The following is a 16,161-nucleotide window of genomic DNA, read 5'->3' as shown; positions in this document are numbered from 1 at the left end:
GGCGGTCTGGGGCGGCGGGGGCGAGTTCGTGGTGGTCGCACGCTGCGCCGGACGGGCCGCCTGACGGTCGTCGCGGCGATCCTGCTGCTGCTCCTTGGCCAGGCCGACCAGTTCGCCCAGGCCGGCGATGGTGCCGACCAGTCCACCCATTTCGGCGGGCACGATGACGGTCTTCTGGTTCGGGCTGCGGGCCAGCTCGGCGAACGCCTCAACGTATTTCTGGGCCACGAAGTAGTTGATGGCGTTGACGTCGCCGGCAGCGATGGCCTGGGACACCATGGCGGTGGCGCGGGCCTCGGCCTCGGCTTCCCGCTCGCGGGCCTCGGCGTCGCGGAAGGCGGCCTCCTTGCGGCCCTCGGCCTCCAGAATGGCGGCCTGTTTGGCGCCCTCGGCCCGGGCGATGGCGGCCTGTTTCTCGCCGTCCGCCTCGGTGATGATGGCGCGCCGCTCGCGCTCGGCCTTCATCTGGCGGGCCATGGCGTTGGTGATGTCCACCGGCGGGGTCAGGTCCTTGATCTCGATCCGGTTGACCTTGACGCCCCACGGCTCGGTGGCCGCGTCGATCACAGTCAGCAGCCGCGAGTTGATGCTGTCGCGCTGGAACAGCACCTCGTCCAGCTCCATGGAGCCCACCACCGTCCGCAGATTGGTCGAACACAGCTGGGTGATGGCGTAGTTGAGGTCATCGACCCGGTAGGCCGCAGCCGAGGCGCTCATCACCTGGATGAAGACGATGGCGTCCACCTTCACCATGGCGTTGTCCTTGGTGATGACCTCCTGCTGGGGCACGTCCAGGACCTGCTCCATCATGTTCATGCGCCGCCCGATGCCTTCCACGAAGGGCGTCAGGAAGCTGATGCCGGGGCTCAGGGTGCGGGTGTACTTCCCGAACCGCTCCACGGTGAACTCGCGCCCCTGCGGCACGATCTTGATGACGCTGAACGCCAGGGCGATGGCCATCACCACCAGAACGATCGCAAATACGGACAAACCCATGGGCAGCCTCCCTTTTTCCCGTCCAGCTTATCCCGCCGCGCACCGCCCGACCATCGAAACCGGACCGGAACCGATTACATCCGCGTCATCAGGCGCATCCGGCTGGGCTGTTCAGCCCCGCCCGCGATAGGTCGGCACGCCCTGGTCCGGCAGCCACAGTCCTTCCGGCGCCGTGCCGGTCTGCCAGAACACGTCGATGGGGATGCCCCCGCGCGGATACCAGTAGCCGCCGATACGCAGCCATTTGGGCGCCAGCAGGTCCGCCAGCCGCTTGCCGATGGCCACAGTGCAGTCCTCATGGAACGCTCCGTGGTTGCGGAAGCTCGTCAGGTACATCTTCAAACTCTTGGATTCGACCAGCCAGTCCCCTGGCGCATAGTCGATCACCAGATGGGCGAAGTCCGGCTGGGCCGTCACCGGGCACAGGCTGGTGAACTCCGGCGCGGTGAAGCGCGCCAGATACAGGGTGTCGGCGTGCGGATTGGGCACGCGCTCCAGAACGGCCTGCTCGGGGCTGTCGAAGCCCCGCACATCGCCGCCGAGCTGGGTGAGGCCGGAAGTGTTCGTGGTCATGGGATCGCTTTAGCCTCTGGCGCTCAGAGCCGCCAGCTGTTCAGCACCGGCCCCTGCGGCGTCTCCAGCCAGCGGGCACCGACGCCGAACACCGTCTGCATGACCTCGGGCGCCAGGGCCTCGCGCGGCGGCCCGTCCGCCGCCACCCGGCCGCGATCCATCACCACCACCCGGTCGGCGTGGCGCGCGGCCAGGGACAGGTCGTGCAGGCTGACCAGCACCGCGGCCCCCGCCTCGGCCCGGCGGCGCAGCACGTCCATCACCAGCAGCTGGGCGTCCGGGTCCAGTCCGGCCGCCGGCTCGTCGGCCAGCAGGATCGGCGCCTCGGTGGCCAGAAACCGCGCGAACAGCACCCGCGCCCGCTCCCCGCCCGACATCTCGGCCACGCCCCGGGCGGCCAGACGGCCCGCGTCGATCTCGATCAGCGCCTCCAGGGCCCGGTCCCGCGCCGCATGACCGGACAGGAACGGCGCGCCCAGGGCGGCCACCTCGACGGCGGGCATGTTCCAGGCGATGCGCCGGTCCTGCGGCAGCCAGGCCAGTCGCGCCGCCCGGTCGCGCGGCCCGAAGGCCGTCAGGGCCCGTCCCTCCAGTCGCGCCTCGCCCTTCGACAGGGGCAAGGCGCCGGTCAGGGCGCGGATGACGCTGGTCTTGCCCGCGCCGTTGGGACCGGTCAGGGCGACCACCTCGCCGGGCAGGATCGACAGATCCACATCCGACAGCACCTCGCGCCCGTCCAGCAGGGCGGTGGCGCCATGCAGGGACAGGGCGCTCACAGCCGCCACTCCCGCGCCGCGCGCCAGGCGATCAGGGCGAACAGCGGCGCCCCGACCAGGGCCGTGAACACCCCCAGCTTCAGCTCCTGATCCGTCGGCGTCAGCCGCGCCGCCAGATCCGCCGCCACCAGGATCAGCCCCCCCGTCAGGGCGGCGGGCAGCAGAACCCGGCCGGGATCACCCCGCACCGCCCGGCGCACCAGATGCGGCGCCGCCAGACCCACGAAGCCGATCACCCCGGCCACAGCCGTGGCGGCGCCTGCCGCCAGAGCCGCGGCGATCAGGGCGGCGGTCCTGAGCCGGCCCATGGACAGGCCCGACGTCGCCGCCGTCTCCTCGCCCAGGGCCAGCATCCGCAGGCCGGAGGCCGCGAAAGCCGCCAGCACGCCGGAGATCAGCACCATCGGCGTGACCCAGGCCACGTCGAACCAGCTGCGGTTCTGCACCGACCCCAGCAGCCAGCTCATCACCTCGGCCGAGGCGATGGGCGAGGGCGACAGGTTGAAGATCAGGGCCGTGGCCGCACCCGCGAAACTGGACAGGGCCACGCCGAACAGGATCAGGGCCTCCGGCGCCCGGACCCGCGCGGCGAAGATCACCAGGGCCGCGCCCGCGATCCCGGCGCCCGCCAGAGCCGACACCTCGACGACGCCCGGCAGGGCCGCCCCGCCCATGACGATGGCGAAGGCCGCGCCCAGCGCCGCGGCGGCCGACACGCCCAGCACACCCGGGTCCGCCAGCGGGTTGCGCAACAGTCCCTGCAGCACCGCGCCCGAAAGACCGAGCGCCGCGCCCACCATCAAGGCGCAGGCGATGCGCGGCGCCCGCACCTGCCACAGCACCTGTCCCTCCAGCGACGCCGGGTCCGCGAAGGCCAGGCGATACTGGGCCGCGCTCAGGGGCGCCTCCCCAAAGGTCAGGGCCAGGCCGGACGCCGCCAGGATGGCCAGGATCAGAAAAACCGTCAGCCGGGTCATGGCCGCGCCGCCTCAACCGCCAGCGCCTCGGCCGCCTCGGCGGCGAACCAGGCCGGACAGGCCATGGCCGACCCGGACAGGCGGGTCACGGCGCGATCGTCGATCAGCCGCCGAAGGGCCGGATGCCGCCCCGGCCCGCGCCAGTCGGCCCGCACCTGCTCATAAAAGGCCAGGACGAACCGCGCCGGGGGCTCCAGCAGCAGCCGCTCCACGCTAACCGGCGCGAACCACGGGCTTGGCGACAGGGACCGCAGCCCCGCCGCCCGCATGATCGCCCCCACCAGAGTATTTTCTCCCGCCGTGAAGCCGCCCGCGGTCATGTAGAGCGCCGAGCCCGAGGCCCCTGCTCCGGCGGCGCTCGCCAGCCGTTCATCCATGTCCGCGATCAGGCCGCGCCCTGCATCCTGCCGACCCAGCGCGTCCGCCACGCGCCGCACATTGGCGCGCACGCCGTCGAAATCCGTCGCGTCCTCGATGCCCACGACGGTGACGCCGCGACGCTCCAGCGCCGTCAGCAGGCGCGGCTCCCCGCCCCAGTAGCGCAGCACCACATCCGGCCGCGCGATCAGCGCCGCCTCCAGCGTCGGCCGGACCCGCGCATGCCCCCAGGCCTGCGCCCGCAGATGGGAGTCCGGATCATCGGCGCGGGGCGACAGGAACAGCCGGTCTTCCGGCCCGCCCAGGGCCAGGGCGAACTGATCCGCACACTGGTCCAGCGACAGGATTCGCAGGCCCTCGGCCCGCACAGCGTCCGCACAGAAGAGCGCCAACCCCAGCACCAGCGCCGCCCCCCCGCGCCGGATCATCGCTTCAGCACGCTCTCGAACAGGGCGTCCAGCATCGCCCCCACCAGATCCTCCGGCGCCTGCCAGTCGAGATAGGGCTTGGTGATGATCAGGGAGACCACCCCATGGACGCCGGCCCACAGCAGCTGCGCCGTGGTCGCGGGATCGTGCCTCAGACGGATGGAGCCGCCGATCTCCTCGATGACGCCGACAAAGGAGCCATAAAGTCCGGCGCCCAGTTCGCGGGCAACGCCCTCGGCGCCGCCGCGCGCCTCCTCGGGCCGCGTCATGTAGATCAGGCGATAGGCGTTGGGATTCTCCAGCCCGAACCGGGCATAGGCCTCCAACATGCGGCGAAGCCGGACCTCCACCGGCGCCGGGTCGGACTCGATGCGCGCCGTGGCTTCCGTCAGCAGGGCGAAGGCGCCGCGGCAGATCTCGGCCAGGATTTCGCTCTTGTCGCGGAAATGCATGTAGAGCGCGGTCGACGACAGCCCCACCTCGTCCGCGATCTTGCGGATGGTGGCGCCGTCATAGCCGCACTCCACGAAGATGCGCTCGGCGGCCTCGAGGATTTCGGCGCGGCGCTCGTGCCCTTCGCCCTTGGGCTTGCGTCCGGCGCGCGGCGCGGCGGCGGTAAACGACTCTGCCAAATCAGCCTCACGCGAAAACGGAGGGCGTCTGAATAGCGGCATTTGACGCATCGCGCCAACCGGGCCTTTCTGTCGGTCGGGAGACGCTAGGGGGCCGAACCTTGCACGACGGAACCGATCGACCGCCGGTAACGGGGCCGCCGCCCTCGCTGAGCGCCCGACGGCGCGGGCTGGACGCCGGGCAATGGATCGCCCTCCTCCTGGGCCTGACCGGGCTGACGGTCGCCGCCATGACCGCGCCCGACGCCCTCGCCCGGACCATCATCCATGTGTTGTGGCTGCTGTTTCTGGCGGCCGGCCTGTGGCGGGCCGCCGCCGTGGCGATCAGCGGACGCGCTCCGCCCGCCGCCCCTCCGGCCGCGGACCTGCCGCCCTACGCCGTCATCGCCGCCCTCCGGCATGAGGCGGCCATGATTCCCCAGATTGTGGCCCGGCTCTCGCGGCTCGACTACCCGGCGGACCGGCTGCGCGGCTTTCTGGTCATCGAGGCGGACGACGGGGAGACCATCGCCGCCGCCCAAGCCTGCCCGCGCCCGGATTGGCTGTCGGTGCTCGTGGCCCCGCCGGGCGAGCCCATGACCAAGCCCCGCGCCCTGAACATCGCCCTCAGCCGCGTCGTCGAAGGTCTGGTCACCGTCTACGACGCCGAGGACGAGCCCGATCCCGGCCAGTTGCGCGAGGCGGCGGCGCGATTCGCCTCGGGTCCGCCCCGCCTGGCCTGCCTCCAGGCCCCCCTGCGCATCCGTCCCGCCGCCGATCCTGCCCGTCGCCGCCCGTTCCTGGACCGTCAATTCGCCGCCGAATACGCCGCCCTGTTCGAGGTCATCCTGCCCGCCCTGACGCGGCTGGGCCTGCCCTTTCCGCTCGGCGGCACCAGCAACCATTTCCGGGTGGACATCCTCCGCCAGGTCGGCGGCTGGGATCCCTGGAACGTCACCGAGGACGCCGACCTCGGTTATCGCTTGTGGCGGCGTGGCTGGCGGCTGGGCGTGATGTCATCCCCGACCTGGGAGACGCCGCCGGGCGACCTGCACGCCTGGCTGCCCCAGCGCACCCGCTGGCTGAAGGGGTTCATGCAGACCTGGCTGGTGCACATGCGCCGGCCCCTGTCTCTGGGGTGGAGGGGACTGCTCAGCCTGCACCTGACACTCGGCCTGGCGCTGGTCGCCGCCGCCCTGCACGCAGCCGCCTTGGCCCTGCTGCTGGGCCTGACCCTCAGCGCCCTCATCTACGGCCTCGCGCCCGCCACGCCGCCGCTGGCGGTGCTGGTGCTGGTCACCGGCGCATCATCCAGCTGGTTTTCGGCCTGGATCGGCTGCCGCCGGGCGGGCGTTCCGTACGGCCTGCGCGACATGCTGACGGCGCCCCTGTATTGGTCCATGCTCAGCTTGGCCTTCGTCCACGCCTTCTGGCGGCTGATCCGCCAGCCCTTCGCCTGGGACAAGACCCCCCACGCCCCGGATGAGCCCGCGATCGATCACCGGACTGGACGACAGGCCGCCTGACGGCCTAATCCCGACCCATGGCCCCCCTTATTGCTTCGACCCCCGAAACCCTGCGCACCACGGGCTGGTCCGACTACGCCCTGATCGACAGCGGCGACGGCCGGAAGCTGGAGCGCTACGGCCGCTTCACCGTGGTGCGCCCCGAGCCCCAGTGCTTCTGGAAGCCCGCCCGGCCCGAGCTGTGGGACAAGGCCGACGCCGTGTTCGATCCCGAGGGCGACGACGAGGACGGCCGCTGGAGCTTTCGCGGCAAGGCCATCGACCTGTTTCCGCTGGCGTGGAACGACGTGCGCTTCAACAGCCGCTTCACCCCCTTCCGCCACCTGGCCTTCTTCCCCGAGCAGGCCGCCAACTGGGAGTGGCTGGACGGGCGACTTCGCTCTCTTCAGAAACCAAGAGTGCTCAACCTCTTCGGCTACACCGGCGTGGCCAGCCTCGCCTGTTCGGCGGCGGGCGCCGAGGTCACCCATGTGGACGCCTCCAAGAAGTCCGTGAACTGGGCCCGCGAGAACGCCGCCCTGTCCGGCCTGGAGGACCGCCCCATCCGCTGGATCGTCGAGGACGCCCGCAAATATGTGGCGCGCGAGGTGCGGCGCGGCTCGAAATATCACGGGATCATCCTCGACCCGCCCAAATACGGACGCGGCCCCACCGGCGAGGTCTGGCGGCTGTTCGAGGACCTGCCGCAGCTGGTGCACGACTGCGCCGCCCTGCTGGACGACGACGCCTCGTTCCTGCTGCTGAACGCCTACGCCGCGCGCATCTCGGGCCTGTCGCTGGCCCACCTGACGGCCGAGGCCACGGCCGGGCGCGGCGGCGTCATCGACTGGGGCGAGCTGGCCCTGGTGGAAGAGAGCGACCGCGGCGCAGAGATCGGCCTCAGCTTCTTCTCCCGGTGGAGCGCCTCTTGAACGAACGGGTCATCACCTCCCTGACCAATCCCACGGTCAAGGCCATCCGCGCCCTGCACGCCCGCAAGGGCCGCGACGAGTCCGGCCTGTTCCTGGCCGAGGGGCTGAAGTTCATCGGCGAGGCGCTGGATCTGGACCGGGCGCCCCGCACCCTGCTGGTGGGTCAGGACGCCCGCCCCCACCCCCTGCTGGACCGCGCCGTCAAGGCCACCACGGCGAACGGCGGCGAGATCATCACCGTCAACCGCGCCATCCTCGAGAAGGTCTCCCGCAAGGAGAACCCCCAGACCGTTCTGGGGGTTTTCCAGCAGGTCTTCACCCCGCTGGACAAGATCAATCCCCGCTCATCCCCCGCCTGGGTGGCGCTGGAGCAGGTGCGCGACCCCGGCAATCTGGGCACCATCATCCGCACCTGCGACGCCGCGGGCGCCGGCGGCGTCATCCTGATCGACGACTGCTGCGACCCCTATTCGGTGGAGGCCGTGCGCGCCACCATGGGCTCGGTCTTCGCCGTCAGCGTCACGAAGACCACCACCGACGCTTTCCTGACATGGCGCGAAACCTGGCCGGGCAGCGTCATCGGCACCCGGCTGGACGCCACCCACGACTACCGCGCCGCGCCGGTCGAGCATCCCGCCCTGATCCTGATGGGCAACGAACAGGCGGGCCTCACCGACCGCCTCGCCGCCGCCTGCGACGTCAATGTGAAGATCCCCATGCGCGGCCGCGCCGACAGCCTGAACCTGGCCATCGCCACAGGGATCATGGTCTACGCCGTCACCGAGGGAAGCTGATGTCCACACACACCCTGACCGTGCTCTGGGAGAACCAGAACGAGCCCTTCACCGACAACCGCTACAGCCGCGCCCACCGCTGGCTGTTCGACGGCGGGGTCGAGGTGGTCGCCTCCTCCTCCCCCTCTGTGGTGCCGCCACCCCTGTCGCTGGAAGCGGCCGTGGACCCCGAGGAGGCCTTCATCGCCTCCATCTCCAGCTGCCACATGCTGTGGTTCCTGGCCCTGGCCGCCAAGGCCGGGTTCAAGGTCGACCGCTACGAGGACCAGCCCGAGGGCCAGATCGGGAAGAATGACCAGGGCAAGGTGTCCGTCACCGTCGTCACCCTGCGGCCCGCCGTACGCTTCGGCGGCGACGCCCCCACGACCGAGCAGCTGGACGCCCTGCACCACGACGCCCACGACCGCTGCTTCATCGCTCACTCGGTGAAGAGCGAGGTGCGCTGCGAGCCCCGACAGGCGGCCGCGTGATGGCCCTGAAGATCGAGGACGCCGTCAACGAAAACTGCCCATGGTCCGGCAAGCCGGTCAGCGCCGACAGCCTGACCCTGTATCGCGGCCACGTGGTCGGTTTCTGCAATCCCGGCTGCCGCGACAAGTTCGACTCCGCCACTCGCGCCTTCGACGAGGCGATCGACAAGGCCGAAAAGCCCTGAGCCTCACGTCCCCCGCGGCTTGACCCGGTTCGTCGGGTCCGCGTTGGCCGGGTCCTCGGGCCAGGGATGCTTCGGATAGCGCCCGCGCATGTCGGCCCGCACGTCCGCCCACGACCCGGCCCAGAACCCCGGCAGATCCTTCGTCACCTGGATCGGCCGCCGCGCCGGCGACAGCAGGGCCAGCGTCAGCGGCGTGCGGTCGCCCCCCACCACCGGATGGGTCTTCATGCCGAACAGCTCCTGCACCCGCACCTCGACCCGCGGCCCGCCCTCGGCGGCGTAGTCGATGGCCGCCCCGGTCCCCAGCGGGGTGGTGAACCGCTCCGGCGCCTCGGCCTCGATCCGCCGGTGCAGGTCCCACGGGATCAGCCCGCGCAGGGCGTCATGCAGCGCCCCCGCCTGCACCCCCTTCAGCGACGAGACCTGATCCAGCAACGGCGCCAGCCACGCCTCCCGCGCCGCCCACAGGGCGTCATCCGACACGTCCGGCCAGCTGTCGTCCCGCGCCCGCAGGAACGCCAGCCGCGACCGCAGCGACCGCGCCGCCTCGCCCCACGGCAGGCTGTCCAGCCCGCTCCGCGCCACCTCGCCCATCAACGCCGCCGTCAGGGTGGCCCGGTCCGGCGCGCCCAGATTGGCCTCGGCCACCGTCAGGGCGCCCAGCCGCGTCACCCGGCGCACCTCCCGGCGGCCCGACGGGGCGGCGATCAGCCGGTCCTCGACGCTCAACAGCCGCGCGAAATCCTCGGCGATGGTCTCCCCGTCCAGCGGCGCCGCCAGCCGGATGCGGTCCCTCGCATCGCGCCCCCCGCCCAGCTCCCCCACCGCCAGCCATGTGTGCCGCGCCAGCGCATCGGTGGGCTCCACGAACGCCCCGCGCCCGGACGCCAGCTGATACTCCCCCGGCTTGCCCCGCGCCTTGGCGATGCGGTCGGGAAAGGCCTCGGCCAGCAGGCGCCCCGGCGAAACCTCCCCGCCCCGTCGGCCGCCGCCCGCCGCCTTCGCCCAGCGGTCCGCCAGCGCCCGCGCATCCTTCGCCCGCGACGACCCGTCCCGCTCCAGCCGCCGCAGCCGCTCGCCCAGATCCGCATCGTCCCCGCCCAGCCCCGCCTCGCTGAGCAGGGCCGCGACCCGCGCGGCGGTCAGGGCGTCGCCTTCATCGGCCCCGAACGCCGCCATGTGCGCCAGTCGCGGCGACAGCGGAATGGCGGCGATCCGCTCCCCGTGCGGGGTCAGGCCGCCTACCTCGTCCAGCGCCCCCAGCCGGGTCAGCACCGCCCGCGCCTCGGCGAACGCCCCCGCCGGCGGCGGGTCCAGCAGGGCCAGATCCTCCAACGACCGCGCCCCCCACCGCGCCAGATCCAGCGCGAAGCCGGTCAGGTCCGCCTCGAGAATTTCGGGCCGCTGGTGGGGCGCCAGGCCCCGGGTCTGTTCGGCGTCCCACAGACGGTAGCAGACCCCCGGCTCGGTCCGGCCCGCCCGTCCCCGCCGCTGGTCCGCCGAGGAGCGGCTCACCGGCACGGTGGCCAGCCGCGACAGGCCGCTGGCCGGGTCGAAACGCGGAACCCGCGACAGCCCCGCGTCGATCACCACCCGCACCCCCTGAATGGTCAGGCTGGTCTCGGCGATGGCGGTGGCCAGCACGATCTTGCGCACGCCCTCCGGCGCCGGCTCGATGGCCCGGTCCTGATCCCGCCGGTCCAGCGCCCCGTACAACGGCGCCAGGATCAGCCGGTCATTCTCCAGCGGCGCCAGCCGCTCATGAACCCGCCGGATCTCCCCCTGCCCCGGCAGGAACACCAGCATGGAGCCCGTCTCCTCGCTCAGGGCCAGCCGCACCGCGCGCGCGACCGCATCCTCGATGCGCTCGGCCGGATTGCGGCCCGGATAGCGGGTCTCCACAGGGAACATGCGCCCCTGCGATTCAATCACCGGCGCGTCGTCCAGCAGCGCCGCGATCCCCACCTGATCCAGCGTCGCCGACATCACCAGCAGCCGCAGGTCGTCGCGCAGCAGCCCCTGCGCCTCCCGCGCCAGCGCCAGCCCCAGATCGGCGTCCAGACTGCGTTCGTGGAATTCGTCGAACAGCACCGCCCCGATCCCCTCCAGCCCGGGGTCGGACAGGATCATGCGCGTGAACACGCCCTCGGTGATGACCTCGATGCGGGTGGCGGCGCTGACCTTCGTCTGCGCCCGGGTCCGGTAGCCCACGGTCTGGCCCGCCGGTTCCCCCAGCGTCTGCGCCATGCGCTCGGCCGCCGCCCGCGCCGCCAGCCGCCGGGGCTCCAGCACCAGCACCTTGCGCCCGTCCAGCCATGGCTGATCCAGCAGCGCCAGCGGAACCACCGTGGTCTTGCCCGCGCCCGGCGGCGCCGACAGGACCACCGCATTGCGCGCGGCCAGCGCCGCCTTCAGCGGCTCGAGAACCTCATGGATGGGCAGCATGGGCCGTCTCTACACAGGGAACGCCCCGCGCGACAGACGGCCCGTCACTGGCCTCAGCCCAGCAGGGACGGGAACAGGCCGATCACCAGAATGGCGGCCACCGCCAGCGGACAGACCCAGGCGATCAGGAACCGCCATGCGACCAGCACCGGCCCGGACAGGCCCGTCTCGGCGTTGACCAGCTTGCGGTCCGCGACCCAGCCGATGAAGATCGCCGTGATCAGACCCGACAGGGGCAGGAGCAGCCGCGAGGTGATGCCGTCGATGGCGTCGAACCAGCCTGCGTTCTCGAAGCCCGGCACGAACGGAATGGGCCGCTGGTCCGCCAGGATATTGAACGACAGGGCCGACAGCAGGCCCACCGCGAACACGATCACCCCCATCATCACCGCCGCATTGACCCGCGTCATGCGGAATTTCTCGGTGACCCAGGCCACCGAAATCTCCAGCAGCGACACCGAGGAGGTCAGGGCCGCGAAGAAGGCCAGCACGAAGAACAGGAAGCCCACGATGGCCCCGCCCGGCATCGAATGGAACGCGGCGGGCAGGGTCTGGAACATCAGGGTCGGGCCGGCGTCCGGCTGCAGGCCCACGCTGAACACGATCGGGAAGATGGCCAGACCCGCGATGATGGCCACCGAGGTGTCGGCGAAGGCGATGACGCCGCTGGTCGATCCCATGTTGGTGTCGCGCGACGCATAGGCGCCGTAGGCGATCATGGCGCCGCCGCCCAGGCTCAGCGAGAAGAACGCCTGCCCCAGCGCCGAACTCAGCACGCCCGGTTGCAGCGCCCGCTCGAAGTCCGGGGTGAACAGGAAGGTCAGGGCCGCGCCGAAGTCGCCGGTGATGGCCGCATAGATGGTGATGGCGATCAGCAGGATGAAGAAGGCGGGCATCAGCCACACGGCCGCCGCCTCGATGCCGCCCTTCACGCCCCGCGCGACGATCCACACGGTCAGGACCACGAACACCGCCTGCATGGCCACCAGCAGGCCCGGATTGGCGAACAGGTTGGGCATCAGCAGGCTGATGCCTTCCACCGTGCTGTCGGCGTAGGCGCCCGCCAGGGGCTGGCCCGCCGCGATCGTGCCGAACAGGTCCATGCCCGTGCTGCCGACGAAATAGATCACCCAGCCCGCGACCACGCCGTAGAAGGTCAGGATCAGGGTGTTGGCGATCAGGCCCACCACCGCCAGGGCGCTCCACGCCGGGCTGGCCCCGGACTGGCGCGCCAGATAGGCGGCGCTGCCGATGGTCGACCGCTGGCCATGGCGGCCGATCAGGGTTTCGGACAGCAGCAGCGGCGCGGCGATCAGGGCCACGAACAGGATGTAGAAGAAGACGAAGGCCCCGCCCCCGTTCATCCCGGCCTCGGTCGGAAAGCGCCAGAGGTTGCCCAGCCCCACGGCGGACCCGGTGGCGGCCAGCACGAAGGCGGCGCGCGAGGACCAGCGGGCCTGGCCCGGCGGCGTCGTTGCGATCATCTTGATTCCCGTTTCCCTACGGCGTCGCATCCCCACGAGCGCGCCCTGTTGTTGCCCGGACCTTACGGAGCGGCCCCGGTGAATCAAGGCTTTCCGGGCGGGCGATCGCCTCTCGAGAGAAAAGGAACGGCGTTCGTAAATGACGATTGCGTGAACACGGGACCAGGCATAGCGTCCCCGTCCAGCGCGAACGGCGTCAATCGGGATCGCCCGCGTGGAGCATCACCCTGCATGAGTGCAGACGCCTCGCCCAGGACCGGCAACCGCCTGTTCCTGAAGAAATCCATCGCCCAGATTCAGAAGGAAGCCGCCAAGAGCGAGCTGAAACGGACTCTGGGTCCCATCAATCTGGTCAGTCTCGGCATCGGCTGCATCATCGGCGCGGGCATCTTCGTGCTGACCGGCCAGGTGGCGTCCGCCCATGCCGGCCCGGCCATCATCTTCTCCTTCGTGCTGGCGGGCATCGCCTGCGCCCTCGCCGGCCTGTGCTACGCCGAGCTGGCCTCGACCATGCCGGTGTCCGGCTCCGCCTACACCTATGCCTACGGCACCCTGGGCGAGGTCTTCGCCTGGATCATGGGCTGGCTGCTGGTGCTGGAGTACGGCGTGGCCGCCTCCACCGTGGCGGTCGGCTGGTCGGGCTATGTGGTCTCCATCCTCGCCGACTTCGGGGTGCTGTTCCCCACCATCATGGTCGGGGGCGAGGCGGCGCCGCAGTTCGCCACCCCGCTGGTCCAGGCCGTGACCCAGGAGACGGGTCAGATCCTGTTCCAGCCCACCGGCACCTTCAACCTGGTGGCCGCCATCGGCATCGGCATGGTCTGCCTGCTGCTGGTCATGGGCGTCAGCGAGTCCGCCAACGTCAACAACGTCATCGTCATCATCAAGCTGCTGGTGCTGCTGACCTTCGTGGCCGTGGGCCTGGCCTATATCAATCCGGCCAACTGGCAGCCCTTCATCCCGCCGACCCCCGAGGGCGGCACCTGGGACCAGTTCGGCGTCGGCGGCATCTTCCGCGGCGCGGCCATCATCTTCTTCGCCTATGTGGGCTTCGAGGCGGTCTCCACCGCCGCGGCCGAGGCCCGCAACCCGTCCCGGGACGTGCCCATCGGCATCCTCGGCGCCCTGATCGTCTGCACCATCATCTACATGATCGTGGCGCTGGTGATGACCGGCGTGGTCCCCTTCCTGGAGCTGGCCAGCCCCGCCCCCATCGCCGTCGCCATCGACCGCATGGCGCTGGACTGGGCCAACGTCCCGCTGGCCGTGGCGCCCGGCGGCGAGCTGAACCTGATGAGCTTCCTCATCAAGATCGGCGCGATCACCGGCCTGTCCTCGGTCATGCTGGTGCTGTGCTTCGGCCAGACCCGGGTGTTCTACACCATGGCCCGCGACGGCCTGCTGCCCCGCGCCTTCGCCCTGGTGCACCAGAAGTTCCGCACCCCGTGGATCGGCACCATCCTGCTGGGCGTCGCCATCGCCGTCGCAGCGGCCTTCCTGCCCATCGGCATCCTCGGCGATCTGGTGTCCCTGGGCACCGCCCTGGCCTTCTCCATCGTCTGCTTCTCGGTGATCATGCTGCGCATCCGTCACCCGGAGCTGGAGCGCCCGTTCCGGGTTCCCGGCGGCGTGGTCACGGCCACCCTGGGCATCCTGGCCTGTCTGGGACTGGCGGGGCTGAACTTCACCCCGATGATCCAGCACGCCATGAACGACAACCCGCTGCCCCTCACCATCCTGGGGGTCTATGCGCTGGTCGGGGCGGTGATCTACGCCGTCTACGGCTTCTGGAACTCCAAGCTGGCAAAGGGGATCGACATCACCGAGGACCCGGCCCTGTCCAGCCCCGTGGAAGGCCTCGCCGGCCACGTGGACAACGTCAAGGAAGACCGGGACTGACCTCCGTCAGGCCCGGCTCTCCGGCAAGGAAAAGGGCGGCGTCGCATGCGACGCCGCCCTTCTTCTTTTCACCGCTGCATCGCGCCGGTCAGCGCGCGCCGAGCGCCTGGATGAACTGGCCCATGTTGCGGATGTAGACGCTGGTGGACACGCCCTCGACCGGGAAGTCGGTGACATAGGGCGAGGTGTCCCACTGGTCGCCCACACGCGTCAGGCGATACTCGCCCGGCGTCACCGCGGCGGGGCTTTGCCCGATGTAGGGGTTGCTGGTGGTGGTCAGCGGGGTCGACCAGTAGCCGCGCTCATTGAGCGTTCCGATCAGTTCCGCCACGCGCTCCGCCGACGGCGGATTGGGATCGAAGCCCGGCGTGTTCAGGTCCGACACGTCCACGTCCTTGAGGGTGAAGTATCGCGGCAGCTCCCGCGACCCCGACGCCGCCAGCAGCGGCGACCCTGCGCTCGCCTGCTCGGGCGACAGGGCGGCGGCGGCCTCGTACTCGGCCCGCAGGGCGTCGGTGTCCACGGCCCGGAACGAGCCGTAGTGGATCACCGTGTCGTTGGGGTTCTCGTCGGCGTAGTAGCTGCCGTTGGTGATGTTCGATCCCCGGCGGTGGATGTAGAGCGGGCGCCCGTTGCCGATCTGGATGAAGGTCGGGTGGGTGCGGCCCGGCGGGCGGATGTCGGCCGGCGCGGCGACGGACTCCAGCCAGTCGATGGCCTCGGGAATGCGCGCCAGATATTTGCGGTCGCCGGTCAGGCGATAGAAGCCGATCAGGGCGCGGATATTGGCCGCCGTGGTGTGGGTGGCGAAGGCGCGCGGCTCGATGCTGCGGGCGGGCGCCGGCGTCAGGTCGTGCACATAATGCTGCAGACCCCAGCCCGGCTGCGGCATGGGCTGCTGGGTCTCGAGGAAGATGTCCATGCCCCGGCGGATCGGATCCAGCAGACGCTGCTCGCCCAGCGCCTGATAGGCGAAGATCAGGAACTCCAGGTTCTCCCCGGCCACGTCATCGTTGAAGGTGATGTAGCGGGTGTAGTCGTCCTCGTCCTCCGGCAGCGGGAAGCGCTGGGGCCAGCCGCCGTTCGGGTACTGGGCGTCCAGGATGAAGTCGATGGCCTTGTAGAGCGGCCCCCGATAGGTCTCGTCGCGCTTCTCCAGATACATCCGCAGCAGCAGCTGCGCCGACTCCGAGGTGCCCGCGTCGTCGAACGTGCCGTTGCCGTAGCGCTTGCGGAATTCCTCCAGCCGCCAGGCGTTGGCCGCCACGGTGTCGTACCACTGCTGCTCCGCCGCCTCGCCCGCCGTGTCGTGCACATAGTTCCAGCCCCCGGCGGAAACCTGCGCCGCGATGACCGCGCCCGTCGCGCTTTGGGCGGCCTCGTAATAGAACTCGTCGCCGGTGGCGTGATAGGCGTCCAGGAACAGGTGCCCCATGGTCGCGGTGCCCGGCGGCTGGATCCAGATCATGGTCGGCGACGCTTCCAGCTCGCCCCAGCGGCGCGAGAAGTCCGGCAGGTACGACCACACATAGCCGCCGTTCACCGCCGCCTCCTCCACCATGAACCGCGTGGCCCGCCTCATGGCCTCCAGCACCGCCGGATCGGCCGAAGCCTGCGCGAACGCGGCCTTGCCCGCGAAACCCGCCACGGCGGTGGTGGCGGCGAAGGCGGACATCAGGGCCCGACGGGATATGGACATGGGGAACTC

15 protein-coding genes are annotated in these 16,161 nt (G+C 70.8%); 6 read left to right on the top strand and 9 right to left on the bottom strand.

Annotation, left to right across the window (positions count from 1 at the left end; all coding sequences use genetic code 11):
• The 6 genes from IWC96_RS07315 to IWC96_RS07290 form a co-directional block, all read right to left on the bottom strand.
• On the bottom strand, positions 1–960 hold a 960-nt coding region (locus IWC96_RS07315; protein ID WP_196838659.1), incomplete at its 3' end, for an SPFH domain-containing protein.
• A 147-nt stretch (positions 961–1,107) separates the two neighbouring features.
• Positions 1,108–1,569, bottom strand: a complete 462-nt coding sequence (queF, locus tag IWC96_RS07310; protein ID WP_021697575.1) for a preQ(1) synthase — start codon at positions 1,567–1,569, stop codon at positions 1,108–1,110.
• 23 nt (positions 1,570–1,592) lie between these two features.
• A complete protein-coding gene (locus tag IWC96_RS07305) occupies positions 1,593–2,345 on the bottom strand; it encodes an ABC transporter ATP-binding protein (protein WP_021697574.1) in 753 nt (250 codons plus the stop codon).
• Entirely contained in the window at positions 2,342–3,322 is a 981-nt protein-coding gene (locus tag IWC96_RS07300) for an iron ABC transporter permease (RefSeq protein ID WP_196838652.1), read from the bottom strand. The genes IWC96_RS07305 and IWC96_RS07300 overlap by 4 nt, the downstream gene beginning before the upstream one ends.
• Positions 3,319–4,128, bottom strand: a complete 810-nt coding sequence (locus tag IWC96_RS07295; RefSeq protein WP_021697572.1) for an ABC transporter substrate-binding protein — start codon at positions 4,126–4,128, stop codon at positions 3,319–3,321. Before IWC96_RS07295 ends, IWC96_RS07300 begins: the two co-directional genes overlap by 4 nt.
• On the bottom strand, positions 4,125–4,760 hold the full coding sequence (locus IWC96_RS07290) for a TetR/AcrR family transcriptional regulator (RefSeq protein WP_021697571.1): 636 nt from the start codon (positions 4,758–4,760) through the stop codon (positions 4,125–4,127). Before IWC96_RS07290 ends, IWC96_RS07295 begins: the two co-directional genes overlap by 4 nt.
• A 101-nt stretch (positions 4,761–4,861) precedes the next feature.
• Here IWC96_RS07290 and IWC96_RS07285 point away from each other — a divergent pair, with 101 nt between their 5' ends.
• From IWC96_RS07285 to IWC96_RS07265, 5 genes are read left to right on the top strand one after another with little or no spacing between them, the layout of a single operon-like run.
• Positions 4,862–6,265: a glycosyltransferase family 2 protein gene (locus tag IWC96_RS07285; protein ID WP_021697570.1), complete on the top strand. Its 1,404-nt coding sequence runs from the start codon at positions 4,862–4,864 to the stop codon at positions 6,263–6,265.
• A 17-nt stretch (positions 6,266–6,282) separates the two neighbouring features.
• Positions 6,283–7,176: a class I SAM-dependent methyltransferase gene (locus tag IWC96_RS07280; protein ID WP_021697569.1), complete on the top strand. Its 894-nt coding sequence runs from the start codon at positions 6,283–6,285 to the stop codon at positions 7,174–7,176.
• Entirely contained in the window at positions 7,173–7,970 is a 798-nt protein-coding gene (locus tag IWC96_RS07275; RefSeq protein ID WP_196838651.1) for an RNA methyltransferase, read from the top strand. Before IWC96_RS07280 ends, IWC96_RS07275 begins: the two co-directional genes overlap by 4 nt.
• A complete protein-coding gene (locus tag IWC96_RS07270; RefSeq protein WP_021697567.1) occupies positions 7,970–8,440 on the top strand; it encodes an OsmC family protein in 471 nt (156 codons plus the stop codon). Before IWC96_RS07275 ends, IWC96_RS07270 begins: the two co-directional genes overlap by 1 nt.
• Positions 8,440–8,625 (top strand): hypothetical protein, encoded by a 186-nt coding sequence (locus tag IWC96_RS07265; RefSeq protein ID WP_021697566.1) that lies wholly within the window; start codon positions 8,440–8,442, stop codon positions 8,623–8,625. Before IWC96_RS07270 ends, IWC96_RS07265 begins: the two co-directional genes overlap by 1 nt.
• 3 nt (positions 8,626–8,628) lie before the next feature.
• On the opposite strand, the gene hrpB is transcribed toward IWC96_RS07265, so the two are convergent.
• Both hrpB and IWC96_RS07255 read right to left on the bottom strand, forming a co-directional pair.
• Positions 8,629–11,070, bottom strand: coding sequence for an ATP-dependent helicase HrpB (hrpB, locus tag IWC96_RS07260; protein ID WP_196838649.1), 2,442 nt, complete (start codon positions 11,068–11,070; stop codon positions 8,629–8,631).
• Positions 11,071–11,123: 53 nt separating this feature from the next.
• Positions 11,124–12,554, bottom strand: coding sequence for a sodium-dependent transporter (locus IWC96_RS07255; protein ID WP_021697564.1), 1,431 nt, complete (start codon positions 12,552–12,554; stop codon positions 11,124–11,126).
• A 231-nt stretch (positions 12,555–12,785) separates the two neighbouring features.
• Here IWC96_RS07255 and IWC96_RS07250 point away from each other — a divergent pair, with 231 nt between their 5' ends.
• Positions 12,786–14,453 (top strand): amino acid permease, encoded by a 1,668-nt coding sequence (locus tag IWC96_RS07250; protein WP_021697563.1) that lies wholly within the window; start codon positions 12,786–12,788, stop codon positions 14,451–14,453.
• Positions 14,454–14,541: 88 nt separating this feature from the next.
• On the opposite strand, the gene IWC96_RS07245 is transcribed toward IWC96_RS07250, so the two are convergent.
• Complete coding sequence (locus IWC96_RS07245) at positions 14,542–16,152, bottom strand: pectate lyase (RefSeq protein WP_231378945.1); 1,611 nt, start codon at positions 16,150–16,152, stop codon at positions 14,542–14,544.
• Positions 16,153–16,161 lie beyond the last annotated feature (9 nt).

Origin of the sequence: Brevundimonas sp. BAL450 (assembly GCF_015767455.1) — a bacterium.
GTDB lineage: Bacteria > Pseudomonadota > Alphaproteobacteria > Caulobacterales > Caulobacteraceae > Brevundimonas > Brevundimonas abyssalis.
The sequence above is the reverse complement of the archived record's forward strand: the minus strand, read 5'-3'. Positions and strand labels throughout refer to the sequence as shown.

What these genes read in the sequence shown, in the direction of transcription:
- IWC96_RS07300 (WP_196838652.1), bottom strand. Translation starts at nt 3,322, where the DNA reads ATGACCCGGCTGACGGTTTTTCTGATCCTGGCCATCCTGGCGGCGTCC.
- queF (WP_021697575.1), bottom strand. Translation starts at nt 1,569, where the DNA reads ATGACCACGAACACTTCCGGCCTCACCCAGCTCGGCGGCGATGTGCGG.
- IWC96_RS07270 (WP_021697567.1), top strand. Translation starts at nt 7,970, where the DNA reads ATGTCCACACACACCCTGACCGTGCTCTGGGAGAACCAGAACGAGCCC.
- IWC96_RS07255 (WP_021697564.1), bottom strand. Translation starts at nt 12,554, where the DNA reads ATGATCGCAACGACGCCGCCGGGCCAGGCCCGCTGGTCCTCGCGCGCC.
- IWC96_RS07265 (WP_021697566.1), top strand. Translation starts at nt 8,440, where the DNA reads ATGGCCCTGAAGATCGAGGACGCCGTCAACGAAAACTGCCCATGGTCC.
- IWC96_RS07280 (WP_021697569.1), top strand. Translation starts at nt 6,283, where the DNA reads ATGGCCCCCCTTATTGCTTCGACCCCCGAAACCCTGCGCACCACGGGC.
- IWC96_RS07295 (WP_021697572.1), bottom strand. Translation starts at nt 4,128, where the DNA reads ATGATCCGGCGCGGGGGGGCGGCGCTGGTGCTGGGGTTGGCGCTCTTC.
- IWC96_RS07250 (WP_021697563.1), top strand. Translation starts at nt 12,786, where the DNA reads ATGAGTGCAGACGCCTCGCCCAGGACCGGCAACCGCCTGTTCCTGAAG.
- IWC96_RS07245 (WP_231378945.1), bottom strand. Translation starts at nt 16,152, where the DNA reads ATGTCCATATCCCGTCGGGCCCTGATGTCCGCCTTCGCCGCCACCACC.
- hrpB (WP_196838649.1), bottom strand. Translation starts at nt 11,070, where the DNA reads ATGCTGCCCATCCATGAGGTTCTCGAGCCGCTGAAGGCGGCGCTGGCC.